Genomic DNA, 26,097 nt, shown 5'->3' on the forward strand with positions numbered 1-26,097 from the left:
GGGGTCGCCATGAGGCCGCTGGCGCGCGCACCCTGAGCACGCTGATCGGTCAGGCCTCACCCTCGACCGCGCGACGGGCGAGCAGGAAGGTGGCCGCATTCCAGCTTTGCCCGGCCATGCCCATGGGCTTGAGCGTGCGGCCGTGAAACCATTCGGTGAAACGCCAGGCATCCAGCTCGTTCGCCTGGGCGAGTCGCGTCAGTGCAGACCGTGCCTGCTCTCGCAGCCCGAGCCGCGCCAGCGCCATGACCCAGTAGCCACCCACGAACGGCCAGATGCCACCGTTGTGGTACTGGTGGACGCTGTTCTGCTGATGCCGCGCCATGTAAGGCCGCCAGAGCTCGTGCTGGCGTGACAGCGGATGTAGAACGACCCGCACCGGGTAGGGCTCGTCCGCGTGCGCGCTGGCGATGGTCTGCACGATGCGGTGGCACTTGGCGGTGTCGGCCAGCCCGTTCAGCACGGCCATGAGGTTGCCGAACACGTCACCCTCGTGGCCAGAGACCGCCAGGTTGACAAAGCTGAGGTACAGGCCCGGATCCCGCCGGCCGCGACGCGCGTAGTGGCGCAACAGCCGCGCCCGGTGGTACTCGGGCAGATCGCGCTGAAAGGGGTCGAAGAGGTGGTTGAAGTGGTGGTGCGAGGCCTCGGCGTCCGCCAGCCCATAACGCCGCTTGACGTCGTACCACAGCGCGTTGGTGTAGAGCACGTAGCCCGATCGCGGCATGATGTCGGCCCAGTCGCTGGCCTCGTTCTGCTGCAGCAGCCTGAAGCGCTGGTGCTCCTGCGCCAGCAGCCAGGTGATCGCGCGATCGACCCCGGCTTGCCAGCGATCGGGGCTCACCTGCCCGGCTCGCCGCACGTGGTCCACCGCGATCAGCCACCACAGGGTGGCGTCGATGCAACCGAGGTACCAGAAGTCGGCATCCTGCCCTTGCGGGTCGACGTACTTGGGTATCTGGCCATTCGGCGCCTGCTGCGCGACCAGCGCATCCAGGCTGGCGACCGCGCCCTCCTCCAAGGCGTCAACGCCGCTGCCACACATGGCCATGACGCAGATCGCCGCATCGCGCCCGAAGATGCGGGTGTAGCGGCGCGCCTCGGCGGCTTCGGTCCGAGCGGCGGCCAGGATGCCGTGCGGCGTCAGGTTGGCCTGCAACAGCTTCAGCGCGGCCTGGGTGCAGGCTTCGATGAGCGGGATGGTGGAGGCGTCAGGCTGTTGGGTCATGGGTTCCGGCGTCGGCGCTGAAGAGCGCCGCCACCGGAAATTCTCGCAGCACTTCGGCCAGCGGCAGCGTCGCCCCCAGTGGCCCGTGGCGCCGGCCGCTCACCGCATCGGTGAGCCAGGGGTCTGCGGGGTCCGGCATGCCGCCTTCAGGCCAGACGATCGCAGTGTCGCCCCAACGTTCGCCGACCGGTGCAGTGCCCATCGGCAGCCCGAATGCGGCGCTCAGGCGCGTGCCGACCACCACCACCCAGGACCGCCCCTGGCGCCGCGCGAACGCGATCACGTTGGCGCTGCGCTCGCCGCGCACCGCCAGCGGCAGGTAGTCCGCGTGGCGCAGCATGTCGGCATGGGCCTGCCGAAGTTGCAGCGCCTGCCAGGTGACCCAGAACTTGGCCCGACCGTCGCCCGCATGGGCCAGCAGCTCGCCCAGCGCAGCAGACCGGTCGGGCAAGGCTGCGATGGCCCGCGCCTCGGCGAGCATGTCCCGGCGCCGGGCGAAGTCGACCGGGCGCCGGTTGTCGGGGTCGACCAGCGAGAGCTGGATCGCTTCGTGTCCCTGGTAAAAATCCGGAACGCCCGGGGACAGGGTCTTGACCACCGCCATCGTCAGGCCATTGAGGGCGCCGTGCCACCCGACCACCGCCGCATTGCTCTGCAGGTCCTCAAGAAACAGGTTGTGCTCGCGGCGCCCCAGCACCGCGCGCACGAACGCGCTCAGCGCGCCTTCATACGCCACGTTGGGGTTCATCCAGCTGGTCACCGCCTTGGACTCGCGGGCCGACTTGAGCATCACCTGCTCGATCCGCAGCGCATAGTCGCCCAGCCCTGCATCGTCGAGCTCACCGTCGGGCAGACTGCCCAACAGCAGTTGATAGAGCAGGTACTCGTCGTTGCGCGTCGGTGCGCGCTCGCCGTCCACGGTGCGCTTGTGGCTGCGGTTCAACCGGCTCCAGCGCCGAACGGTCAGGCGCCAGGCCGCGGGCATCTCGCTGATGACGTCGATGCGCAGGCGCACATCTTCCGAGCGCTTGGCATCGTGGGTGGAGGTCGCCAGCATCGTGTCTGGCCATCGGATCGAGCGGTCAAGACTGGCGGCGTGGAAGGCATCGACGGACATGCCGAACGCATCGGGGTCGCCGCCCACGTCGTTCACCGAAACCAGCCGGTGGTGGCGGTACAGCGCCGTGTCCTCGATGCCCTTGGCCGCCACCGGCGCCGTGTACTGCTGCAGCCGGCGCGCAAACGCCCGATAGCGCACGCCCAGGCCGAGCGGAGCGCCGGTCAAAGGGCGACCGATCAGCACGCGCCGCAGGAAGTCGAACACACCGGGGGAAGCCACGAGACTGCGACGGCGGGCGCGGCCAATGGCCCAGTCGATGAACTTGCGATCCTGCGCGCTCGGCTTGTCGAGCATGTAGGTGCGGTAGACCGGGAACGACGCCACGACTTCGGCCAGCGCCAGCCGCAGCGAGTTCAGCGTGAAGTCGCGCGTGCGGCGATCCTCGCGGGCCAGGCGCAACAGCGAGGCGCTGAGCACCGTGAGCTCGCCGGCCAGCGTTCCATCCATCACGACGTGGCGGCAATGCCAGGCCAGGGTGTCGAAGTCCACGGCCTCCTCGCCCACGAACGAGCGCCACACCCGGTCCAGCCGGGTTTTCGCGGCGCCGTCGATCATCAGCCCGTTGATCACGTTGGCGAAGCGGTAGCCGGTGGTGCCGTGGACCGCCCAGTCGTTCGGCACCGCTTCGTGCGGAGCGACGATCTTCTCGATCACGACGTACAGCGGCAGATCGGGCGCCCCGTCACCCCGTCGCCCGGTGGGCGCTGGCAGCCCCGCCATCTGGGCATAGCGCAGTTGCAGGCGTTCGAAATAGCCCGCCGGATCGGCCATGCCGTCGGGGTGGTCGACCCGCAGGCCATCGATGGCGCCGCTGGCCGCCAGCTCGAGCAGCAGGCGGTGCGTCGCCTCGAACACGTCGGGGCGCTCCATGCGCAGCGCAGCGAGTTCGTTGATGTCGAAGAAGCGGCGGTAGTTGATCTCGTCGGCCGCGATACGCCAATGCGCGAGCCGGTAAGCCTGCGCGTCGATGAGTGCGTCGAGTGCATCGAAACTGCTGCGGTCCCCTGGTCGACCGTTCATCACGGTGACCGTTTGATCGATGGCCGACACCAGCGCGGGAAATTCGTGCACGTGCTGTGCCAGCGCCGCCTTCAATCGGGTCGTGTCCAGCTGACGGCGTTCGCGGGCGGAGGCCTCGGTTTCGTTGCGCGCCGGCAAGCGGTCGAACAGGGTGGCGAGGCTTGAAAGCCGGTTGACGCGCACGCCCGACATCGCGCCCGGCAACAAGGCGCGCTGCGCCAGCCGCAGCAGCGCGCCGTATCCACTCGGGTCGATCGGCAAACGGTGTTCGTGGTAGGCCAAGGTGAAGCACCCGCCAGCCGCATCAAAAGCCAGACGAATGTCACCCCGTTCGAGTTCTGCGCCGTACTGGTCACCCAGAACCGGCAACAACACCTTTTCCGACAGCACCGGATCGGCGTTGCGCCACGCGATGTCGAAGTGGTCGGCGTACGCCGACGCGGGGCCGTTCTCCAGCACGTCGAGCCACCAGGCGTTGTCGCCGCCGAGCACCCCCATGTGGTTGGGCACGATGTCGACCAGCAGCCCCATGCCACGTGCGTGCAGGCTCGCAACGAGCTGATCAAAATCGGCGCGCGTGCCCAGCTCGGGATTGAGCATGCCGTGGTCGACCACGTCGTAGCCGTGCTGGCTGCCAGCCCGCGCCCGCAACGGCGGCGAGATGTAGAGGTGACTGATGCCCAGATCGGCCAGGTAGGGCACGAGCGCCATCGCATCGGTGAAGCGAAAGCCGTTGTGCAACTGAACGCGGTAGGTGGCGTGCGGCACGATGGCCTGCCGCCGGGGGGAATGGGTTGTCATGGCGCCTCGATCGCGATCTGCACCGACCAGGGGGCCAGCCGCGCAGCGACTGGGTGGCTGCGATACACCAGGGCACCCGGCAGCTCGGTCGCCAGGCCTGCGGGGCTTTCGTGCGATGCCAGCTGCGCCAGCAGGTGCCAGCGATGCCCTGAACCCAGCGGCCAGGTGATGCGAAGCGTGCCGGGCGCCGGCAGCGTCATGACGCCGCTGCGTGCGCCCTGGAGCCAGGGTATGAGGTGCGCGTGCCGCCGTCGCAGCAGATCGCTGTACAGCGCGAGCCATTCGGCGTGCGGCGCCCGCTCGCGTTCCTGCCAGTCGAGCTGGCTCCTGGCGAAGCTGCTTTCGGCGTTCGGATCGGGGATGGCGTCGCGTGCGCCCGGATCGTTGAAGCGGGCGAAGCGGCCGAACTCCGCACGCCGCCCGTGGGTCACGGCCTGCGCGAGCTCACCCTGGTGGTCGCAGAAGTACAGGAACGGTGTGCCGGCCGCCCACTCCTCGCCCATGAACAGCATCGGCGGTGACGGCGCCAGCAGCACACACGCCAGCAGCGCGCGCAGCGCATCGCTGCGATCCGCGGCTGCGGCGAGCGTGGCGATGCGCTCGCCGAACGCGCGGTTGCCCACCTGGTCGTGTGTCTGCAGCGAGTTGACGAAGGCCAGCGGCGGCAGATGCGCCGAGGGCGTGCCGCGCCGCTCGCCGTCGCGGTAGGGTGAAGGATCGCCCTGGAATCCGAAACCCTCGGCCAGGGCGCGGCCGAAGAGTCGCACCGGCTCGACGGCGTAGTCGCTGTAGTAGCCGTCCGTCTCGCCGGTGGCCATGACGTGCACGGCGTGATGCACGTCGTCGTTCCATTGCGCGTCGGCCAGCAGCGGTCCACCGCTCTCGTCGCGGCGCAGGCGCGCCGCGTCGTTGAGGTCGTTTTCCAGCACCAGGTGCACGTGCCGCTCGCGCCCGGGGCCAGCGCGCACGGCAGACACGAGCTCGTCGATGAAGTGCGGCGTTCCGGTGTCGTGCATCGCGTGCACCGCGTCGATGCGCAGGCCGTCGAGATGGAACTCTTCGATCCAGTAGAGCGCGTTGTGGATGAAAAAATCGCGCACCACGCGGCTGCCCTCACCGTCGAGGTTGATGGCGGCGCCCCAGGGCGTGGTTACGTCTGGATTGAAGAAGCCGGGGGCATAGGCGTTGAGGTAGTTGCCGTCGGGGCCGAAGTGGTTGTAGACCACATCCAGCAGCACCATCAGCCCCCGCTGGTGGGCCGCACAGACCAGCCGCTTGAAATCGTCGGGCGAGCCGTAGGCGGCCTTGGGGGCGAACGGCAGCACGCCGTCATAACCCCAGCCGTGTCGGCCTGCGAATGCCGCCACCGGCATCAGCTCGATCGCTGTGATGCCGAGGGCGACGAGCGCGTCCAGCCGGGCGATGGCGGACGCGAACGTCCCCTCGGCGGTGAAGCAGCCCACGTGAAGTTCGTAGATCACCGCTTCGTGCCAGGGCCGGCCGCGCCAGGCGCCGTCGGTCCAGTCGAAGTTGCGCGGGTCGATGAAGGTGCTGGGTCCATGCACGTCGTCGCGATGGCTGCGGGAGGCGGGATCGGGCACCACCAGGCCGTCGTCGATGCGGAACGCGTAGTCGGTGCGGACCTGGGCTCGCGGCAATTCAAGCTCGAACCAGCCGCCCTCCAACGCATCCATGGGGAAGCTGCCCTGGTCCGGTCCGTCGCCGCTGCGCACCAGCACGACATCCGTTGCGGCCGGCGCCCACAGGCGAACCCGCGCGCCGCCCCGTTCGGTCGGCTGCGCCCCAAAAGGCATGTCGTGCAGACGCTTCATGGCGCAGGGTTCCTCTTGAAGCGCACGAGCGCGAGCGATCGCGCGGCCAGCACGTAGGGTTCGCCCGAGTCGAAGGGGGCGTCGGGTTGGTCCGCGCCGGACGAGGTGTCGATCAGCAATTCGCCCGCCGGTGGGACCAGGCCTGACGGCAGCACAAACTGCACTTCGTTCGAACTGGCGTTGAACATCAACAGGAAGCTGTCGTCGCGCACGGCGCGGCCCCGCAGGTCGACTTCATTGAGGCCATCGCCCGACAGAAAGACGGCCAGGGCGCGAGCGTGGTCTTCTCCCCATTCCTGCTCGCCCATCTCGGTGCCGCGGGGTTGCAGCCAGACAATGTCGCGCACGGTGCTGCCGTGCAGCGGCCGGCCCTGGAAAAAGTCGCGTCGGCGGAACACCGGGTGCGCCGCGCGAAGCGCCATCACGCGTTGCGTGAAGGCCAGCAAGGAGCGCTGGTCGGCGCTGGGCGTCCAGTCGAGCCAGCTGATGTCGTTGTCCTGGCAGTAGGCGTTGTTGTTGCCGCGCTGGGTGCGCCCCATTTCATCGCCGGCCAGCAGCATGGGAACGCCCTGCGAGAGCAGCAGCGTGGTGATGAAGTTGCGCTGCTGGCGCGCCCGCAGGGCACGCACGTCGACGTCGTCCGTCGGACCCTCGACACCGGAGTTCCACGAAAGATTGTGGCTGTGGCCATCGCGGTTCTCTTCGCCGTTGGCTTCGTTGTGCTTGTCGTTGTAGGCCACCACGTCGGCGATCGTGAAGCCGTCGTGGGCGGCGATGAAGTTGATGCTCGCGTAGGGCTTGCGGCTGCTGCGGTTGTAGAGGTCGCTTGATCCCGTGAGGCGCTGCGCGAATTCACCGATCACGCCGCCCTCGCCCTTCCAGTACGCCCGCATGGTGTCGCGGTACTTGTCGTTCCACTCGGCCCAGCCGACGGGAAAGTTGCCGACCTGGTAGCCACCGGAGCCCAGGTCCCATGGCTCGGCGATCAGCTTGACGCGAGACAGCACAGGGTCCTGACGCAGGATGTCGAAGAACGCGCTCAGCCGATCGACGGCGTGCAGCTCGCGCGCGAGCGCCGACGCCAGATCGAAGCGGAAGCCATCCACATGCATCTCCGTGACCCAGTAGCGCAGCGAGTCCATCAGCAGCTGCAACACACGCGGATGCCGCATGTTCAGCGTGTTGCCGCAGCCGGTGAAATCCTGGTAGTGGCGCGGGTTGTCTTGTGCCAGGCGGTAGTAGGACGCGTTGTCGATGCCGCGGAAGCCCAGTGTCGGACCGAGTTCGTTGCCTTCCGCCGTGTGGTTGTAGACCACGTCGAGAATGACCTCGATGCCGGCCTCGTGCAGCGTGCGCACCATGGTCTTGAACTCGCCGATCTTGCCGCTCGCGCTGTACCGGTGCTCGGGCGCGAAGTAGCCGATCGTGTTGTAGCCCCAGTAGTTGCGCAGGCCGCGTTCGACCAGGTGGCGGTCGTCCAGGAAGGAGTGCACCGGCATCAGCTCGACCGTGGTCACGCCGAGGCGCTTGAAATGCTCGATCACGGGCGCGCAGGTCAGGCCGGCATAGGTGCCGCGAAGCGCGGGCGGCACGTCGGGGTGGCGCTTGGTGAAACCGGCGACGTGGAGTTCGTAAATCACGGTCTCGTGCCAGGGAACGTTGGGCGGACGGTCGTCACCCCAGGTGAACGCCGATTCGATGACCTTGCAGCGCGGCAGGTAGGGGGCACTGTCGCGCCGGTCGAACGACAGATCGCCCTGGGCGCTTCCAACCCGGTAGCCGAACAAGGCGTCGTGCCAGCGGATGGTGCCGACGATGTTGCGGGCGTAGGGGTCCAGCAGCAGCTTGTGGCCGTTGAAGCGGTGGCCGTCTTGCGGACGGTAAGGCCCATAGACCCGATAGCCGTACAACAAACCCGGGCGCGCCTGGGGCAGGTAGCCGTGGAAGACCTGGTCGGTCTGCTCGCGCAGGGCCAGGCGCGCGATCTCGTTGCGTCCGCTCGCATCGAAGAGACACAACTCGACACGCTCGGCCGACTCGGAAAAGAGCGCGAAGTTGACACCCATGCCATCCCAGGTCGCCCCCCTCGGATAGGGTTTCCCGGGCCACAGGGCATCAATGAGGGCGGTGGTGGCCATCAGATCCGATCCGTCGGGTCGCGCGGGAACCAGCGCTCGATCAGTTGGGCAGCGCGCTCACGCGCGCCGAGCCCGAACGCCAGCGCCAGCGCGAACACGACGCCGCCCAGCAAGATCAGGAAGGTGTGCTGGATCAGCCCACCACCAATGTCCAGGTGGTCAACGGCCAGCAGCAGCACGAAGATCATGACCGCGTAGCGCACGATGCGGCCCAGGATCTCGGCATCGCTGATGCCCGCGGCACGGAAGTAGCGCTGCACCGTGTTCGCGACGAAACGCGAAAAATAGCTGCCGAACACGATCACCAGCAGCGCCACGAGCAGACGTGGCACGAACAACAGTATCTTGCCCAGCAGATCGGTCACCTGGGTCAGGCCCAGGGTGTTGAAGGCGACGATCAGTGAGGCGATCAGCACCAGCACGTAAGCGATGACGCCGAACCACGCGACCGTGTCCTTCTCGGTGCCACCCTGCTTCAGGAACCCGTCGATGCCGGCACGCTCGGTCAGGATGTGGAAGTTGAGCGCCCTCAACGCTTTCACGACACCCATGCGCAAGCCCTTGGCCAGCAGCCAGCCGACCACAATCACCGCCAGGGCCACGCCCAGGCGGGGCAGAAAGTTGCCAATTTCAAGCAGGAGCCCGCGCAGCGGGACCAGCATCACGTCGATGTTTTCCATCTCAACTCCTGGTGTCTAGTGTTCAACGCCGGCAAGCGCGGCAATTCCGGCGAGCGGGACGCCGACCCAGTCCGGCCGGTTGTCCAGTTCGTAGCGCAGCTCATACAACGCCTTCTCGAGTTCGAACAGGTCCAGCAATGCGGTGGCTTCGTCGAACGCGGCCGCATCCGCGTAGAGTCCTCCGGCCACCACGACCTGACGGTAGGCCCCCAGAAACGCCTGCCTGACGAAGCGCTCCCAGCGCCGGGCGCCTGACGCCAGCCGCTCCAGCTCGACGCTGCCCTGCGCGGTCTGGTGCAGCGCCGTGTGTCTGGCGTAGTCGAACGAGCGCAACATGCCGGCCACATCCCGCAGCGCACTGTGTTTGGCACGCCGCTCTTCGAGCGATCGCTGCGGCTCACCCTCAAAGTCGATGATCAGGAAGTCGTCTTGTGCGATCAACACCTGTTGCAGGTGCAGATCGCCGTGCAACCGGGTCTTCACGCCGGCTGGCGCTGTCGCGGCGGCCTGGGCAATCCGTGCATCGAGCGCGGCGCGGGCGGACACCACCCGGGAGGCCAGGACAGCCTGCGGCTCGCTCAATGCGGCGTGGCGCTGATCCAGCAGCGCGAGCGTGCGTTCGAACTCGACGCGCACGGCCGACGACCAGTTCACGAGGTCATCGACCCGGATGGGCTCCGGGTCGAACGCTGGCAACCCATGGGGTTGTGCCAGTGCCACGTGCAGCGCCGCCACACGCCGCGCCAGCACTTCCACCCGCTGCGCCATCGCGTCCATGCCGGCCTGCAGATCGGTGTCGACGTTGCGCAGCGATTCGAGCAACCGCGCCAGCTGGTCGACCGTGAAGTTCCATGCGTCGCCCTGGTTCTTCACCTGCGCCTGCAGCAGTGCCAGCGCCCAGACCGAGCCGTCCTTGGCGTGGAACTCGACGCTGCCGGCCACGGGCACGCAATGCTCGAAGTGCGCAACGTCGGTGAGAAAACCGCCCATTTCAAGTTCGGGGCTGACGCCGGCATGCAATCGCCGGTAGGCCTTCAGGAAGATCTGATCGCCCAACAGGCTGATCGAGTTGCTGCTCGTGGTCAGCCGCTGCAGCGGCGTGGCGCCCTGGAGCGCGTCGCCAATGACCGCGCTGTAGGCCTTGGTCGGCACGAAACGCACCACGCCGCCGTCGGCAACGGTTTCGCGCCGCGCGCCAATGGCGGTCACCATGGCCCGGCAAAAGAGCTCGTCGCCCATCGCGTCGGCCAGCACGCCCATCGTGGCCTGCTGGCGCACCTTGGTCACCGCCAAGGGCATCAGGGTGCGGGTGCGCTCTTCGTCGTCGTCTTCGAAGGCAATCACCAGGGGCGCGAAATAGCGTTCGGGTTCCGCTGGGCCCTGGGTGTCGATCAGCGCCAGCAGCCACTGCGACTTGCCTTCTTCGAGCAGGCCGTGCGCGGCCAGTGTGGCGCGCTCCAGGGGCTCACCTTTCGCGGCGTACCAGCGCTGGCGCAGCATGAAGCGGGGCATCAGTTCGCGTTCGAACTGGTTGCGCGTCTTCTCGGCCATGCCGATGCGCCACGGCACGACTTTGCCGCGGAAGAAGCTGTTCCAGTCGTCGAACAGCACGAGCACCGGCAGGTCCTCGAGCGCCAGGCGCTCTTCGTGCCACCGCGGCGGCGCGGCATCGGTGGCGAGGCGGAACCAGAAGAAGCCATAGGCCGGCAGCGTCAGCATGTAGGGCAGATCGCCGATGGGTGGGAACGGGCTGCGTCCCATCATCTCGACCGGTACGCGGCCCTTGTAGGCCTCCAGCGACAGCTCGACCGGCTGCGCGACGCGGCTGACGTTGAAGACGCACAGGATGACGTCTTCGCCGTGATCACGCACGTAGGCCAGCACCTTGCGGTTGCCCGGATGCAGCATCGTGAAGCGGCCGCGGCCAAAGGCCTGGGTCGCATTGCGCATGGCAAGCATGCGCTTGGTCCAGTTCATCAGCGACGACGGCTCGCGCGCCTGTGCCTCGACATTCAAGGCCTCGAAACCGTAGATCGGGTCCTGGATCGGGGGGAGGTACAGGCGCTGCGGATCGGCGCGCGAGAAGCCACCGTTGCGGTCGCTGGTCCACTGCATCGGTGTGCGCACGCCATCGCGGTCGCCGAGGAAGATGTTGTCCCCCATGCCGATCTCGTCACCGTAATAGAGCACCGGCGTGCCGGGCATCGACAGCAGGAGGCCATTCATCAACTCGATGCGCGCGCGGTCGTTTTCCAGCAGCGGCGCGAGCCTGCGGCGGATGCCGAGGTTGATGCGCGCCCGCGCGTCGGAGGCGTACATGCGGTACATGTAATCGCGCTCCTTGCTGGTGACCATCTCCAGCGTGAGTTCGTCGTGGTTGCGCAGGAACACCGCCCACTGGCAGCTGTCGGGGATCTCGGGCGTCTGCGCCAGGATCTCGACGATCGGGTGGCGGTCTTCCTGGGCAATGGCCATGTACATCCGCGGCATCAGCGGGAAGTGGTACGCCATCTGGCATTCGTCGGCGTCACCAAAATACTCGCGCACGTCCTCGGGCCACATGTTGGCCTCGGCCAGCAGCAGGCGACCCGGGTAGCTGGCTTCGATGCGCGCGCGGATCGCCTTGATCACCGTGTGGGTTTCGCGCAGGTTCTCGTTGCTCGTGCCGTGGCGCTCGATGAGGTAGGGGATGGCGTCGAGCCGGAAGCCGTCCACCCCCATCTCGAGCCAGAACTCCATGGTCTTGAGCACGGCCTCAAGGACCAGCGGGTTGTCGAAGTTCAGATCGGGCTGGTGGCTGAAGAAGCGGTGCCAGAAATACTGCTGCGCGACCTCGTCCCAGGTCCAGTTCGACTTCTCGGTGTCGGTGAAGATGATGCGCGTGCCCGAATACAGCGTGTTGTCGTCGCTCCAGACGTAGAAGTCGCGCTCGGGCGAGCCCTTGGGGGCTTGCCTCGCGGCCTGAAACCAGGGGTGCTGGTCGGACGTGTGGTTGACGACCAGCTCGGTGATCACGCGCAGGCCGCGCCGGTGTGCCTCGATCACGAAGGCCCTGAAGTCGTCGAGCGTGCCGTAGTTGGGGTTCACGTCCTCGTAGTTGGCGACGTCGTAGCCATCGTCACGCTGGGGTGACGGGTAGAACGGCAACAACCAGATCGTGTTGACGCCGAGCGACTGCACGTGGTCGAGACGTTCGGTCAGACCCCGGAAGTCACCGATGCCGTCGCCATTGGCGTCGGCATAGGCCTTGATGTGGAGCTCGTAGATGACCGCATCCTTGTACCAGAGCGGATCTGGTGCGGGATCGGCCGCCGATGTGTCAGGGATGATCGCGCCGATCTCTGCGAGCTGGGGTTCATCGATCACAGGCATCTCTCAAAGGAAGTAGTCAAAATCGTTCTCGCGCTTCAGGCGCGACCGGAGCTCCATCACATGGACGGGCGAGCGCTGGGGGTCCAGGCTGACAAAATTGCGCGCCCCGTGCCAGAGAAAGTGGGAACCACTGATCAGATCGTGCAACTGGTAGGCCTGCCCGGGCTGGATACCGAGGGTGTCCTGTTCGAGCTCGATCCAGCCGCTCTGCGTGTGGTGCGGATCGAGGTTCACCACACACACGACGGTGTTCGCACCGTCGGCAGAGGTCTTGGCGTAGGCGATCATCTGCTCGTTGTCGATGTTCAGGAATCGCAGGCCGGCATCGCTCTGCAACGCCGGGTTGCTGCGCCGGGCGCGGTTCAGCACCGCGATGAACTCGGCCAGCGAATCGGCGCGCGTGCGGTCCCACACGCGGCGCTCGAACTTCTCCGAATCGAGGTACTCCTCGCCACCGGCACGCAGCGCCTGCGCCTCCAGCAATTCGTAAGCCGGCCCGTAGATCCCATAGTTGGCGGCCAATGTCGCTGCCATGGCCACCCGGGCCATGAAGACCGGGCGTCCACCGTACTGGAGCGCAGCGGGCAGGATGTCCGGCGTGTTGGGCCAGACGTTGGGGCGGAAGTACTCGCGGCCCGGGCCGCGGGTCAGCTCGGTGAAGTAGTCGGTGATTTCCTGCTTCGTGTTGCGCCAGGTGTAGTAGGTGTACGACTGGCTGAAGCCCACCTTGGCAAGCCGGTGCATCACGCGCGGCCGTGTGAAGGCCTCGGACAGGAACACCACCTCGGGCTGCAGCGCGCGCACGCGGGCGATCACCCACTCCCAGAACGGATAGGCCTTGGTGTGCGGGTTGTCCACGCGAAACACGCGCACCCCTTCAGCGACCCAGTGCTCAAAGACGCCCGCCAGCGCGAGCCACATCGCGCGCCAGTCGGCGCTCTCGAAGTCGAAGGGGTAGATGTCCTGGTACTTCTTCGGCGGGTTTTCGGCGTACTGGATGCTGCCGTCCGCACGCTTCTTGAACCAGTCGGGATGCTCGCTCACCCACGGGTGGTCGGGCGCGCACTGGAACGCGATATCGAGCGCGATGTCGATGTCGAGCCGGGCGGCCTGCTCGACGAGCCGCCTGAAGTCAGCGGCCGTCCCGAGTTCACCGAGGATCGCCGTGTGCCCGCCCTCGGCGGCGCCGATGGCCCACGGGCTGCCCAGGTCGTCGGCCTTGGCGTCGAGCGTGTTGTTTTTTCCTTTGCGACGCGACCGTCCGATCGGATGGATCGGCGGAAAGTACAGCACATCGAATCCCATGCGCTTGACGTAGGGCAGCCAGGCTTCGCAGTCGGCGAACGTACCGTGCCGGCTGGCGTCGTCTGACGCCGATCGGGGGAAGAACTCATACCACGCGGAGAAGCGCGCCCGCTCACGCTCGACCGTGACAGCGTAGGTCTGGGGGTGGGTGAACGCGTGGCGCAGATCGGGGTGGCGGCAGGCGACGGCGGCACGCGCTGCGTCATCGCCAACGCGCTTCAACGCATCGACGTCGGCCTGGGCGTCGGTGGCGAGTTGCGCGAGTTCGCGCGACCATGCCCGGAGCAGTTCGGCATCGGCCACACGGTCACAACGCGCCGCGCATTCATCGATCAGGCCGACCCCGGAGGCGGCGGCGACCCGCACGTCGTCGATATCGACACGACGCGCGAAATCATGGCGCCAGGACTGGAACGGATCGACCCAGGCACAGACCGCGTATTCCCAGATGCCCAGCGCGTCGACGACGAAGCTGGCACGCCAGCGGTCGTTGCCGAGCGGCTTCATCGGCGTGCTCTTCCAGGCCGATCCGGCGCTGCGCCACTTCAGCATGCAGGCCACCACGTCGTGGCCGTCTGCAAAACAGTCGGCTTCGACCACGACCTCATCGCCGGTGATGCGCTTGACGGGGAAGCGACCGCCGTCCACCGCCGGCTGGATGTTCTCGATCACCACGCGGACACGGCCATCGGTCAGGGCGATGGGATGGACTTCTTTGTCGAGGCTCACGACGCAGCTCCTTCCAGTTTCAGGAACAGCACGCCCAGCGGCGGCAGTTGCAGGTTCAACGCGTGAAAGCGGCCGTGCGCCGCGACGGGCACGCTGTCGACGCCGCCCTGGTTACCCACGCCGCTGCCGCCATACAGCGTCGCGTCGCTGTTGAGCAGTTCGCGCCAGTATCCCGGCGATGGCACGCCCACCAGGTAGTTCTCGCGCGGCATGGGTGTGAAATTGGCCACCACGAGCACCGCGTCGCCTTCGCCCGACTTGCGCAGATAGCTCAGCACGCTGCCTTCGGCGTCGGCGCCATCGATCCATTCGAAGCCTGCGGCATCAAAGTCGAGCGCATGCAACGCGGGCTCGCTGCGATAGAGGCGATTGAGATCCCCGACCCACCGCTGCAGGCCGCCGTGCATTACGCTGCCGTCGATCAGGCCCCAGTCCAGTTCGCGGTCGTGGTTCCATTCGCGTCGCTGGCCGAATTCGCACCCCATGAACAACAGCTTCTTGCCGGGGTGTGCCCACATGTGGCCGTAGAGCAGCCGCAGGTTGGCGAACTTTTTCCAGTCGTCGCCGGGCATTTTTTCGATCAGCGACCCTTTGCCGTGCACCACCTCGTCGTGCGAGAGGGGCAGCATGAAGTTCTCGTTGAAAGCGTAGACGAGCGAAAACGTCAGCTGCCCGTGGTGCCACCGCCGGTGGATCGGGTCCTCTTGCATGTAGCTGAGCGTGTCGTGCATCCAGCCCATGTTCCACTTCATGCCGAAGCCCAGGCCGCCGACGTAGGTGGGCCGCGACACCATCGGCCACGCCGTGGACTCCTCGGCGATCACCTGCACACCGGGATGGTCGCGGTACGCCGATTCATTGAGCTCGCGCAGGAAAGTGATGGCTTCCAGGTTCTCCCGTCCGCCGTGCACGTTGGGGATCCATTCGCCGGCCTTGCGCGAGTAGTCGAGGTAGAGCATGGAGGCCACGGCGTCCACACGCAAGGCGTCGATGTGGTATTCGTCGAGCCAGAACATCGCACTCGACAGCAGGAAGGAGCGCACCTCGTTGCGCCCGTAGTTGAAGATCGACGAGTTCCACTCCGGGTGAAACCCTTGCCGCGGATCGGCATGCTCGTAGAGGTGGGTGCCGTCGAACTGCGCCAGCCCGTGTGCGTCGGCAGGGAAGTGAGATGGCACCCAGTCCAGAATCACCCCGATGCCCGCCTGGTGCAGCGTGTCGACGAGGAACTTGAAGTCCTGCGGTGTTCCGTAGCGCGAGGTCGGCGCGAAATAGCCGGTCGTCTGATAGCCCCACGAGCCATAGAACGGATGCTCCGTGATCGGCATCAGCTCGACATGCGTGAACCCCAGATCCGTCACGTGTTGCGCCAACAACCACGCCATGCTGCGGTAGTCGAGCATCTCCCCGCCCTCGCCGCGCCGCCAGGACCCGAGGTGTACCTCGTAGACGGACATCGGCGCATTCAGCGCACGGGTCGTCGCGCGACCCGCCATCCACGCACCGTCGGCCCACGCGTGACCATCCAGAGGCCAGGCCACGGATGCGGTGGCCGGCGCCAGCTCGGCGCGGAACGCAAAGGGGTCCGCCTTCTCGAGCCGCTCACCGGCTTGCGTGAAGACCGCGAACTTGTAGCGCTGCCCTGCCTCGACGCCGCGCACATCCAGCTCCCAGATGCCCGAGCCGTCTGAACGCGCCTGGGCTGGATGGGCATCGGCATTCCAGTCGTTGAAGTCACCGATCACCGAGACCGACCGGGCGTTCGGTGCCCAGAGCGCAAAGCTGGCCCCCGTCGCATGCAGGTGACACCCGAGCTTCTGGTGCAGCCGCGAATGTGTGCCCTCGCGGAACAGGTGGATGTCCTGTTCTCCGAGGGCTCTGCCGGGCCGGTCCGCGGTCGTCTGCAGGAGTGGCTTGTTCATTTCAGTTGTTTCCGGTTAGGCGGCGGCTTGAGGTGACCCGCAGTTCGTCGAGGATCGACACCATCGCGCGTTCGTTGTCGGCTGCATTGCGCATCGGTCGATCAAGAGAACGGGTGAGGAAGGCCAGCCCTTGCTGATCGGCGTACATGTAGAGCTGCCCCATCTTCTGGGCGACCTCGCGGTATCCGACCTCGATTTCAAGCACACGCCGTTTCAGTTCCACCAGCACCTGCTCGGGAACCGGGCCTGCTGCAAGCGTCATCAGGTTCTTCGGTTCCGCCGCAGAACGCTTGCGGCGCGATGCAGCGCCCGACTTCGTGTTCTCTTTCATATCTGCACAGTAACTTATGAACCCTGCGAAACTAAGCTGAATTTTGAAAGTCGAAGTTTGCAAAAATGATCATGTGAGCAGCCGGTTGCGCACCAGATACACCCCTATTCCCCCATGCGACAAGCAACCACCCATCCCGACGAACGGCGACTCCTGCTGAACTGGTCCGACTTCCAGACCGTGCTGGCGGTCTCGCGCCATGGCAGCGTGGCGAAGGCCTTCGCGCCACTCGGCATGACGCATTCGACCTTGCTGCGCAAGCTCGATCTGATCGAGTCGCGCCTCAAGACCAAGGTGTTCAATCGCGGGCGGCTTCGTTACACCCTCACCGCTGCGGGTCACGAGATCGAACGGGCGGCGCGAGAGTTCGAGCCACTGGCCATCGGCGCCGAGATGCGCGCCAGCGGTGCAGACCTGCGTCCCAGTGGCAACGTGCGCGTGAGCGTGTCGTCCATCGTCATCGATCATTTGCTGCCTTCGGTGCTGGCGCAGTTCAGGTCGTCGTTCCCGGACGTCCAGATCGAGCTGGTCAGCACCCGGGAACACGTCAATCTGAGAAGACGTGAGGCCGACATCGCGATCCGCATCGCCGACACGGTGCCGGACTGGCTGGTGGGTCGAAGGCTGGCCGACCTTCAGTTCAAGGTCTTCACGCGCCGGACAGGGCGAGGGAAATTGCCCCTTCAAAACATCGATGACCTGATGGGCCAACGACGCTGGATCGGTTTCGAGCACGACGCCCACGATCTGAAGTTCGACCGGTGGCTGGCCAGGCGCGTGCCCGCCGATCAGGTCGTGCTGCGCGTGGACAATTTCAGCCACGCCGCCAACATGGCACGCGCCGGCATCGGCATTGCCCTGTTGCCGGCGTTTGTCGAGTCGAGCATTCCGGATCTGCAACCGCTGACCGCCTCGATCGAGGAACTGGTGACGCCTCTGTGGCTGGTCACGCACCCGGAACTGAAGGACGCCGCGCGCATTCAGGTCCTGATGCGCGCGTTTGGCCCCGCGCTCGCCAATGCCGCCATCGCGTTGCGCGCCTCGTCGTAGCCCGCCCTCTACAATTCGCGCCCCCAAGCCATTCCCCGAACCCCGACTTCATGAACATCACTGTCAACCCGGAACTCAAAGCCTATATCGACCCCTTGACCCCGGAGGAACACGAGGCGCTGGAGCGCAGCATCCTGGCCGAGGGCTGCCGCGATGCGCTGGTGCTCTGGGGCGACGTGCTGGTGGACGGGCACAACCGCTACGGCATCTGCCAGAAACACGGCCTGCCCTTCGAGACGGTGCAGAACCCGCGCTTCCAGTCCATGGAGGACGTGCACCTGTGGATGATCGACCAGCACCTGGGCCGGCGCAGCGTGTCGGACTTCCAGCGCGGCGTGCTGGCGCTGCGCAAGCGCGAAATCATCGCCGAGCGGCGCGCCCGCTTTCTGGCTGCGCCGCGCGAGGAAACATCGCCCGAGCCGGATGAGCCGGACGCGCCTGCAGCCCACCCGGTGGCCACAGCGCCCGTGCCCGAGCCCCGGCCGCTGAACAGCCGCGAAGACATCGCCCGGGCGGCTCGGCTCAGCAGCAGCCAGGTGGTGATGATCGAAAAGATCCAGAAGCAGGCCGAGCCCGAGCTGGTGGCGGCGCTGAAGTCCGGGGCGATCTCGCTCAACGCGGCGGCCGCCGTGGCCAGCCTGCCGGCCGAAGAGCAGAAGGCCGCCGCGCTGGCCGGCAAGGACGAGCTCAAGCTGGCGGCCAAGCGGGTTCGCGACGCGAAGCGCAAACCGTCGGAAGCGGCGCCAGAGCAACCGGCCGATCAGCCGGCCGACGAAGCGGGCGATGAACTGCAGCGCCTGCGTGCCCAGGTCAGCGAGTTGCAGGCGGAAAACGCGGCGCTGCGTCAGCAGCTGGAGGCTTTGCGCTCAGGGCAAGAGGTGCCGTTCTAAAGGCTGTGTACGCGCCCGCACAGTCAAGCCGCTTTTTTTGGCGCGTACTGGCGCCACTGTTTGCCGTATCGTGTCCTCACGCGGCGGTTCGACGAACTGGGTAGGCGCTGGGATCCTGGAACACCTGACGCTCAGCGTCCAGCGTGAGAAAGGAAACCTCATGAACACCCCATCTGTCCTGCCGCGCGCTGTCTGCGACCCGGCAGCCTGCGCCTATCTGCTGCGATTCCTGTCGCACGATGGCCGTGATCAAGATGTCACCGTGCCCTGCGACGAAGCCGGCAACGTTGACATGAACGCCCTGACCGAGCACTTGCGCAACACCTACCTGGGGGCGCGCGCCATGGTCGGTCGTGACTATTCGTGCCCCACGGTGCAGACCACGCCTTCGGCCCCAGACCACCACGAGCCCCTGCTGCGGCCCTGTGCGGCCTGACGAACAGCCTGTTCACCGGCCCTGGCCAGCGCTCAGGCCGCGGCCCGAAACTGCCTGGCCGCAAAAGCCCAGACCATGCGCGACGCATCCGGCCCCTGGCCGTCGCTGAAGGCCTTGCTCGCGAGGCCTCCGCTCCAGGCGTGGGCCAATTTGCTCACGGCGACCAGCGTCGCCACGGTGCTGCCCTTGCGTTTGAAATCGGTGACCGACATCGGGTAGCGCTGGCCCCGTTGCACGCTGCGCGCCTCGCTCGCCTTCGCCCCGGCCGCGTGGGCCCAGACTTGCGCCGCGGCCTGGCCGTTCTTGGGCGAGACCACGGCGTCCGCGTCACCGTGGATCACCAGCAGGGGTGGCCAGTGGGCCTCCATCGCGTTCGGCGTGGTCATCAACGGGGTCGTCACGCGATGGCCATGCATGGCGCCCAGCGCCGACAGGGTGGAGTGCGCGGTGCCGGGCGGAATGCCCGAATGCATGACAACGGCCTTGAAGCGCCCCGGGTGCCGGGTGACCAGCAAGGCGGCCATGCTCGCACCAGCCGACAGGCCAGCGATGGCCACGCGGGTCTTGTCCACGGGATGCAGCAGGCAGACCTGGTCGACCGCCTGCATGATCAAGGCGGCTTCGCCATAGGCACGGCCGGTCTTGGTGTCGAACCAGTTCCAGCAGCCCTGCCCGTTGGCGAGGCGGTCCTGCTCCGGGTAGAGCACCAGAAAACGTTCACGCATCGCGATGCGGTTCATGCGCGTGCTCGCGGCGAAGCTGTTGGCGTCCTGACCGCAGCCGTGCAGCATCACCACCAGCGGCAGCTTCTCGCCAAACTCGACACCCGGCGGGCGGTAGACCCTGAAGCGCCGGGCGCCGGCCGCGCCCATGACGACGCCGGGCATCCACGCGCCGGCACCGGGCGGCGGTGCGCGCTTGGCCGCCGCGGGCTTGAGGGTCTTCTTGAGCGCCCGGGTACGGGAAGCGGTGGCCAGGCGTGTCATCGCCTTGAGGCTCCGCTCGAAGCTCTTGGCCCAAGCGGACGGGCGTGATCGTTTTTTCATTCGGGTCATTCTGCATGGCCCTTCGCATCCGTTGCGGGGTGCACGCTGGTGCCAGCATCGATCCGTAGGGGTATGCAAAACCCAGCCCACTTCGCGGCCAGGGTGATGAAGTTTTTCAGGATCGCCCGCCACGGGCGTCACGGCCTTTCGACGCTTTGGTCTACGCGAAGCAGTGTGCGAAAGCGAACAGACCTCCCTGGCTCGTGTCCTTACGGTCCGCCCTGCGCAAAGCACGAGGTGACGGAAGTCCCGGCACCCGACCCGCTCTTCGCCGAAAGGAGTTCCGATGGCCATTGCATCCACAGCAAACGCTGAAGACCTTGCCCGCGCCCGCGTGCTCCGGGGCAGCATCGCCGACAACACGAGGCCGCTCAGCAGCGCTGTCTCGTGGGGCGCCATCGCCGCAGGCGGGGCCGCTGCTGCATCGCTGTCCCTGATCCTGCTGATCCTCGGTGTCGGGCTCGGCCTGTCTTCCGTGTCGCCCTGGGCCCAGGATGGTGTGAGCGCAGCGACCCTCGGTATCTCGACCATCGTGTGGCTGACGCTCACGCAATTGTTGGCGTCGGGGATGGGTGGCTACCTCGCCGGCCGCCTGCGCACCAAGTGGACCGATGCGCGCACCGACGAGGTGTACTTCCGCGACACCGCCCACGGCTTTCTGGCCTGGGCCGTGGCAACACTGGCCACCGCCGCGCTGCTGACCTCGGTCATCGGCTCGATCATTGGCGGTGGTGTGCAGGCTGGTGCCCAGGTGGTCGGTGGCGTTGCCCGCACGGCCAGCTCCGCCGTCGGGAGCGCCGCGGCCTCGGCAGGCATGGCGCATGACGACGAAGGCGGTCCGATGGGCTACTTTGTCGACTCGCTGTTCCGGCGTGATGCCGCCACCGCAGCACCCGCCATGGGAACCGAAGGCATGCAAGTCGACACGGCGGCCAGTGAACGCGCCTCTGGCAGGGACACGGCCGAGGTCAGCCGGATCTTCATGAACGTCAGCCGCTCGGAGCCTCTGCCACCCGAAGACATCCGCCACGTGGGCCAGATCGTGGCCCAGCGCACCGGGCTGTCGCAGCCCGAGGCCCAGAGGCGGGTCTCTGAGGTCTACGCCAAGGCGCAGGCCAGGTTGAACGACGCGGAAGTGGCTGCGCGTGATGCGGCCGACAAGGCACGCAAGGCCTCGGCCTACAGCGCGCTCTGGCTGTTCGTTTCGCTGCTCGTCGGCGCATTCGTCGCCAGCCTGGCCGCCACGTTCGGTGGTCGGCGCCGCGACGCCTGAACCCTGTTTTCCCACAAACCCAAGGAGGCCACCATGCGATCCCTGCTCTTGCTGTTTCTCGGCATCCCCATCCCGATCATCATTTTGATCGCCCTGTTCACCTGACACCGTCCCATCTCTCCCCCCACCTGTCCAAAGACTCAACATGACCACCACCAAGACCACTGCCCCCGCACCGAAAGACGCCATCGCCATGCTCAAAGCCGACCACGCGGCCGTCAGCGAGATGTTTGCCGAATACGAAAAGAGCCGTTCGATCCCGAAGAAGAAGGCCCTGGTCGCCGAGATCTGCACGGCGCTCAGCGTGCATGCACAGATCGAAGAAGAAATCTTCTATCCCGCCGTGAAGACGGCGCTGAAGGACAAGCTGCTGGTGCCCGAAGCCACGGTGGAACACACCAGTGTGAAGGACCTGATCGCACAGATCGAAGGCCTCGAGCCCGACGGCGAGATGTACGACGCCAAGGTCAAGGTGCTGTCGGAGTACGTGAAGCACCACGTCAAGGAAGAGCAGAACGAGATGTTCCCCAAGGCCAAGTCCTCGTCGCTGGACATGGACGATCTGGGTGCACAAATGGCCGCCCGCAAGGACGAACTGCTGGCCCAGACCGCCTGACCAACCCCAGGAGCCCGACATGAACGAAACCATGCAACCCCATGCCGCACCGCCAGTCCCCTGGGTCACCAGCGATCACCACGAGCGTGTGCCCGACACCTCCATGCTGCCGGGGTCTGAGAAAGCCCCGCCAGCGGCCGTTGCCTCTTTGAACCGGGTGGTGCACGCGGCGCACGATGCCGTTGATCGCCTCGCCGGCAGCGCGGCGCCCAAGGTCAGGCAACTGGGCGAAAGCCTGTCAGGCGCTGAAGCGAGCTTGCGCGAAACCGCTCACCAGATGGGCACCACCCGCGACGAATGGGCCGAAGCCTTGCGCGGCACGGTCAGGCGTCATCCGCTGTCTGCGGTGGCCGCCGCGATGGTGCTGGGCGCGCTGATCGTGCGCGTCAGGCGCTGACGTTCGCCACAGGCCGCGGCCCTTGAAAACCATGGCCGCCACGAGGCGGCCATGGAGCGGGACCGCCCCCTGTGCCAACACGAGGTTCACCGATGAAAACACACACCTTGCTCAGGGCTCGGACCGCCGGAACTTCCGGCGTTCGCTGAGTCCTTCCACGTCAAACATCGAAAGCGCACCATGTCCAATCCCTGGCTGAAGAAAAACCCGTTCATGAGCATGTGGCTGAGCACGGCGAACAGCGTGGCCGGTTCGATGCGTGGCCAGGCCAGCGCAGAGGCGAAGCGGCAGGTGAACGCCGCCATCGCCGAGGCGACCCGCGAGAACCTGAAGGTCTGGAACGCCGCCGTCAAGCCCGCCGCCGCCAAACCCGCAGCCCGAACCAAGCGGACGCGATGAGCGCTTCTCGCCACACCCCTGCAGGCAAAGCAACGCCGCACCGTCCCGATAGAAGGTGACGCCGATGGCACGCTGGCCCCGCTGGACACACCTCGGGCGCATGAACAACCGGACGCACCGCAAGCCGATGATCGTCGACGGCCTGCTGGTCTCGGTGGGTTCGACAAACTTCGACAACCGCTCCTTCCGGCTCAACGACGAAGCGACGCTGAACGTCGTCGACAAGGCCTTCGCGAGCGCCTGGGTGAAACGCTGGCTTCCCTGTTGGGCACGCAGCTATGAGCCGTTTCGATCAGCACGCGCTGGGTCCTGCCGTTCGCGGAAACGTTCGGTTCCGCACAGACGCGACCGGCGCCGACGAAGAGCATGGTCCCCCTCGTGAACCCCTTCGGTTGCGCGCAATGGGCATGTCATCCGATGCGCGCGCAACCCACTCGCTCCATGAGCCTGCCAACCAACAGAGGAACTGCATGAACACGCCATTGACCTTGATCGCGCTCTGCGCATGTGTGGTGCTTTTGGGCGCCTGTGACAAGACACCGGAGGCCCCCACCGCGCCGGTGGTCAACCAGCCGGTGCCGGACGGATACGGTGCCACAGCAGGACCGGCCTCCGATCCGTCGTTGCCGCCCGCCGAGTCGGTCTTCCCGCCCGGGGCCGAAGCCAGAACGGATCCGGCGCTGGGGGAAACAGACGGCACAAGGAAGCCGAAGCAGGCGTCCGAACAGAAGCTGTTGCCCGGTCAGAACAACGACCACTCGGCACCGCTCAGCCCGGCGGTCAAGTGAGTCAGCCCAGCCATCACCCCATCGAGGTAACCCCATGTCCCTGAACGCCAGAGCCCGGCATCCCGTCGGCCGCCAGGTGGCCACACCGCCGCGTGGCGCGAAGCCGCCCAGGTTGAACCCCGACATGCCGCTGCCTCACGAACGCGACCAATCGGTCGACGCCACGGCCAAGGCGCCCGACCCCCAGATGGTCCAGGCCCAGCGCGACATCGACGCCGGCCTGGTCGACACCGACATGCGTGCCACCCCCGGCCTGGACGCGAAGCGCCGCGCCCGACTGGTGCCCGGCCCGGGTGGCAAGCCGCCACCGTCGGGCGGCTGATACCCCCTGCAGGCGAAGACGTCTGCGCATTTTTTTACCTTTCACGTCACGAGGTCTCCCATGAAGTCCACACCCAAGGTCAAGAGCGCAGGCGACCCGCGGCCAAAGAGCCCCCCGCAGGCGGAACAGCGCGCCGCCGCACAGGCGCTCGCCGCAGCGATGCCTCACAACGCCAACAAGGCGCTGGATTTCGGCCGCGAGAACGCTGTCACGCCGCCGCGTGGCGCCACCGTGTCCAGCGACTCGCCCACAGCGTCGGCCAGCACGCTGAGCGAGGTCAACGTGTCGGCCAAGAGCAGCCACCTGGATCGCGCACGCTCGGACGCATCGGGCCAGGTGCTGACCACGAACCAGGGCGTGGCCATCGGCGACAACCAGAACTCGCTCAAGGCCGGGCTGCGCGGCCCGACGCTGCTCGAAGACTTCGTCCTGCGCGAGAAGATCACGCACTTCGACCACGAACGCATTCCGGAGCGCATCGTGCATGCCCGCGGCTCCGCGGCCCACGGCTTCTTCGAGGCCTACGAGCCGATGACGGCGTTCACGCGCGCCGCGCCGTTCCAGGCGGCCGGCAAGATCACCCCCGTCTTCGTGCGCTTTTCGACCGTCGCCGGCGAACGCGGCTCGACCGACACCGCGCGCGACATCCGCGGCTTCGCCGTCAAGTTCTACACCGACGAAGGCAACTGGGACCTGGTGGGCAACAACATCCCGGTGTTCTTCATCCAGGACGCGATGAAGTTCCCCGACCTCGTGCACGCGGTGAAGCCCGAGCCGCACCACGGCATGCCGCAGGCCGCCTCGGCGCACGACACCTTCTGGGACTTCGCCTCGCTCAGCCCCGAGACCACACACACGCTGATGTGGGTGATGTCGGACCGCGGCATTCCGCGCAGCCTGCGCATGATGCAGGGCTTCGGCGTGCACACCTACCGGCTGGTCAACGCGGCGGGCGAGTCGCACTTCGTCAAGTTCCACTGGACCCCCAAACTCGGCACGCACTCGCTGGTGTGGGACGAGGCGGTCAAGATCTCCGGCGCCGACTCCGACTTCCACCGCCGCGACCTCTGGGAAGCGATCGAAGCGGGCGAGTACCCCGAGTGGGAACTCGGCCTGCAGATCTTCACCGAGGCGCAGGCCGAGGCCTTCAGCTTCGACGTGCTCGACGCCACCAAGCTGATCCCCGAAGAGCTGGTGCCGGTGACGCCGGTGGGCCGCATGGTGCTCAACCGCAACCCGGACAACTTCTTCGCCGAGACCGAGCAGGTGGCGTTCTGCACCGCGCACGTGGTGCCGGGCATCGACTTCAGCAACGATCCCCTGCTGGCCGGGCGCATCCACTCCTACATCGACACCCAGATCACGCGCTTGGGCGGCGCCAACTTCCACGAGATCCCGATCAACGCACCGCTCGCCGCCCCCCACAACCACCAGCGCGACGGGCTGCACCGCCAGGCCATCCCGCGGGGTCGTGTCGCCTACGAGCCCAACTCGCTGGGCGGGGGTTGCCCCTTCCAGGCCGGCGCTGCGGGCTTCGTCTCGTTTCCGCAGCCGCTGGAAGGCGACAAGCTGCGCGGCAAGCCCGAGAAGTTTGCCGACCACTACACCCAGGCCACGCTCTTCTATCAGAGCCAGACCGCCGTCGAGAAGGCCCACATCGCGGGCGGCTTCCGCTTCGAGCTGAGCAAGCTCACGGTGCCGGCAATCCGCGAGCGCATGGTGTCGTCGCTCGTCAACGTGTCCGAAGAACTCGCCGCCACCGTTGCCGCGGGGCTGGGCATCGCCGTGCCCAAGGCCATGCCGAAGGCACTGGCGCATCCCACGGCGCCCGAGGTCACCACGTCGGCCGCGCTGTCACTGATGGCCCTGCCGGGTGACGGCGGCATTCGCTCGCGCAGCGTCGCCATCCTGGTGGCCGATGGCGTGGACGGCAAGTCGGTGGTCACCGCGCAAGCGGCGCTGCGGGCCGCCGGTGCGCAGGTGCACCTGATCGCACCGCGCCTGGGGCCGGTGAAACCCGCCAGCGGCGAGCCGTTCGACGCCACCGGTACGCTGGAGAACTCGCCCCCCGTGCTGTTCGATGGTCTCGTGCTGCCCGACGGTGCCGCCGGTGTGAAGGCGCTCGGTGCGCTCATCGAGGTGATGGACTTCATCTCGAACCAGCACCGGCATGGCAAGACCCTGCTCGCGCTCGGGGCCTCGAAGGCGCTGATCGAACAGGCGGGCGCTTCGCCGACGTTGGCGAGCGGCGAAGCCGATCCGGGCATGGTGATCGGTGCCGCCGCCAAAGCAGCCCCTGCGGTGGCGGACTTCATCACCGCGCTGGGCAGACACCGCCATCCCGAACGCGAAGCGGGCGCGCTGGCGCCCTGAGTGAGGCACCGGCTGTCGCCGCCACGGTC

The 26,097-nt window shown here is 66.9% G+C and carries 20 protein-coding genes and 1 pseudogene; 11 read left to right on the plus strand and 10 right to left on the minus strand.

Annotation, left to right across the window (positions count from 1 at the left end):
• Positions 1 to 49 precede the first annotated feature (49 nt).
• From ACN5W5_RS09205 to ACN5W5_RS09245, 9 genes are read right to left on the minus strand one after another with little or no spacing between them, the layout of a single operon-like run.
• On the minus strand, positions 50 to 1,228 hold the full coding sequence (locus tag ACN5W5_RS09205; protein ID WP_420048244.1) for an amylo-alpha-1,6-glucosidase: 1,179 nt from the start codon (positions 1,226 to 1,228) through the stop codon (positions 50 to 52).
• The gene (gene treY / locus ACN5W5_RS09210) at positions 1,212 to 4,169 is read right to left on the minus strand and encodes a malto-oligosyltrehalose synthase (protein ID WP_420048245.1); all 2,958 of its coding nucleotides are present in this window, start codon (positions 4,167 to 4,169) and stop codon (positions 1,212 to 1,214) included. Before treY ends, ACN5W5_RS09205 begins: the two co-directional genes overlap by 17 nt.
• On the minus strand, positions 4,166 to 6,001 hold the full coding sequence (treZ, locus tag ACN5W5_RS09215; protein ID WP_420048246.1) for a malto-oligosyltrehalose trehalohydrolase: 1,836 nt from the start codon (positions 5,999 to 6,001) through the stop codon (positions 4,166 to 4,168). Before treZ ends, treY begins: the two co-directional genes overlap by 4 nt.
• The gene (glgX, locus tag ACN5W5_RS09220; protein ID WP_420048247.1) at positions 5,998 to 8,139 is read right to left on the minus strand and encodes a glycogen debranching protein GlgX; all 2,142 of its coding nucleotides are present in this window, start codon (positions 8,137 to 8,139) and stop codon (positions 5,998 to 6,000) included. The genes treZ and glgX overlap by 4 nt, the downstream gene beginning before the upstream one ends.
• Positions 8,139 to 8,819: a mechanosensitive ion channel family protein gene (locus ACN5W5_RS09225; protein ID WP_420048248.1), complete on the minus strand. Its 681-nt coding sequence runs from the start codon at positions 8,817 to 8,819 to the stop codon at positions 8,139 to 8,141. Before ACN5W5_RS09225 ends, glgX begins: the two co-directional genes overlap by 1 nt.
• A 15-nt stretch (positions 8,820 to 8,834) precedes the next feature.
• Positions 8,835 to 12,191, minus strand: coding sequence for a maltose alpha-D-glucosyltransferase (gene treS, locus ACN5W5_RS09230; protein ID WP_420048249.1), 3,357 nt, complete (start codon positions 12,189 to 12,191; stop codon positions 8,835 to 8,837).
• Between the two features lie 3 nt (positions 12,192 to 12,194).
• On the minus strand, positions 12,195 to 14,225 hold the full coding sequence (locus tag ACN5W5_RS09235) for an alpha-1,4-glucan--maltose-1-phosphate maltosyltransferase (protein WP_420048250.1): 2,031 nt from the start codon (positions 14,223 to 14,225) through the stop codon (positions 12,195 to 12,197).
• Complete coding sequence (gene glgB, locus ACN5W5_RS09240; RefSeq protein ID WP_420048251.1) at positions 14,222 to 16,147, minus strand: 1,4-alpha-glucan branching protein GlgB; 1,926 nt, start codon at positions 16,145 to 16,147, stop codon at positions 14,222 to 14,224. Before glgB ends, ACN5W5_RS09235 begins: the two co-directional genes overlap by 4 nt.
• Position 16,148: 1 nt before the next feature.
• Entirely contained in the window at positions 16,149 to 16,478 is a 330-nt protein-coding gene (locus ACN5W5_RS09245) for a hypothetical protein (protein ID WP_420048252.1), read from the minus strand.
• A 114-nt stretch (positions 16,479 to 16,592) separates the two neighbouring features.
• Between ACN5W5_RS09245 and ACN5W5_RS09250 the strand changes: the two genes are divergently transcribed.
• From ACN5W5_RS09250 to ACN5W5_RS09260, 3 genes are all read left to right on the plus strand, one after another.
• Positions 16,593 to 17,528, plus strand: coding sequence for a LysR family transcriptional regulator (locus ACN5W5_RS09250; RefSeq protein ID WP_420048253.1), 936 nt, complete (start codon positions 16,593 to 16,595; stop codon positions 17,526 to 17,528).
• A 50-nt stretch (positions 17,529 to 17,578) separates the two neighbouring features.
• Complete coding sequence (locus tag ACN5W5_RS09255; protein ID WP_420048254.1) at positions 17,579 to 18,418, plus strand: plasmid replication/partition related protein; 840 nt, start codon at positions 17,579 to 17,581, stop codon at positions 18,416 to 18,418.
• A gap of 160 nt (positions 18,419 to 18,578) precedes the next feature.
• Positions 18,579 to 18,854 carry a hypothetical protein gene (locus ACN5W5_RS09260; RefSeq protein ID WP_420048255.1) on the plus strand — a complete coding sequence of 92 codons (276 nt, stop codon included), beginning with the start codon at positions 18,579 to 18,581 and terminating at the stop codon, positions 18,852 to 18,854.
• 32 nt (positions 18,855 to 18,886) lie between these two features.
• Here ACN5W5_RS09260 and ACN5W5_RS09265 read toward each other — a convergent pair whose 3' ends face one another.
• Positions 18,887 to 19,900 carry an alpha/beta hydrolase family esterase gene (locus ACN5W5_RS09265; RefSeq protein ID WP_420048256.1) on the minus strand — a complete coding sequence of 338 codons (1,014 nt, stop codon included), beginning with the start codon at positions 19,898 to 19,900 and terminating at the stop codon, positions 18,887 to 18,889.
• A gap of 286 nt (positions 19,901 to 20,186) precedes the next feature.
• Here ACN5W5_RS09265 and ACN5W5_RS09270 point away from each other — a divergent pair, with 286 nt between their 5' ends.
• The 8 genes and pseudogenes from ACN5W5_RS09270 to ACN5W5_RS09305 all read left to right on the plus strand — a co-directional run bounded on the left by ACN5W5_RS09270 (position 20,187) and on the right by ACN5W5_RS09305 (position 26,068).
• Positions 20,187 to 21,173, plus strand: a complete 987-nt coding sequence (locus tag ACN5W5_RS09270) for a hypothetical protein (protein WP_420048257.1) — start codon at positions 20,187 to 20,189, stop codon at positions 21,171 to 21,173.
• A 145-nt stretch (positions 21,174 to 21,318) separates the two neighbouring features.
• The gene (locus tag ACN5W5_RS09275; RefSeq protein ID WP_420048258.1) at positions 21,319 to 21,789 is read left to right on the plus strand and encodes a hemerythrin domain-containing protein; all 471 of its coding nucleotides are present in this window, start codon (positions 21,319 to 21,321) and stop codon (positions 21,787 to 21,789) included.
• Between the two features lie 19 nt (positions 21,790 to 21,808).
• Positions 21,809 to 22,186: a hypothetical protein gene (locus tag ACN5W5_RS09280; RefSeq protein ID WP_420048259.1), complete on the plus strand. Its 378-nt coding sequence runs from the start codon at positions 21,809 to 21,811 to the stop codon at positions 22,184 to 22,186.
• Positions 22,187 to 22,366: 180 nt separating this feature from the next.
• Entirely contained in the window at positions 22,367 to 22,585 is a 219-nt protein-coding gene (locus ACN5W5_RS09285; protein ID WP_420048260.1) for a hypothetical protein, read from the plus strand.
• Between the two features lie 55 nt (positions 22,586 to 22,640).
• A pseudogene (locus ACN5W5_RS09290) lies at positions 22,641 to 22,820 on the plus strand (phospholipase D-like domain-containing protein); the annotation flags it as partial.
• A 235-nt stretch (positions 22,821 to 23,055) separates the two neighbouring features.
• Positions 23,056 to 23,373: a hypothetical protein gene (locus ACN5W5_RS09295; protein WP_420048261.1), complete on the plus strand. Its 318-nt coding sequence runs from the start codon at positions 23,056 to 23,058 to the stop codon at positions 23,371 to 23,373.
• Between the two features lie 34 nt (positions 23,374 to 23,407).
• A complete protein-coding gene (locus ACN5W5_RS09300) occupies positions 23,408 to 23,695 on the plus strand; it encodes a hypothetical protein (RefSeq protein WP_420048262.1) in 288 nt (95 codons plus the stop codon).
• A gap of 60 nt (positions 23,696 to 23,755) precedes the next feature.
• Positions 23,756 to 26,068, plus strand: coding sequence for a catalase (locus ACN5W5_RS09305; RefSeq protein WP_420048263.1), 2,313 nt, complete (start codon positions 23,756 to 23,758; stop codon positions 26,066 to 26,068).
• The last annotated feature ends 29 nt before the right edge of the window (positions 26,069 to 26,097 follow it).

The organism is Hydrogenophaga sp. ZJX-1 (assembly GCF_048590325.1).
Lineage (GTDB): Bacteria > Pseudomonadota > Gammaproteobacteria > Burkholderiales > Burkholderiaceae_C > Hydrogenophaga.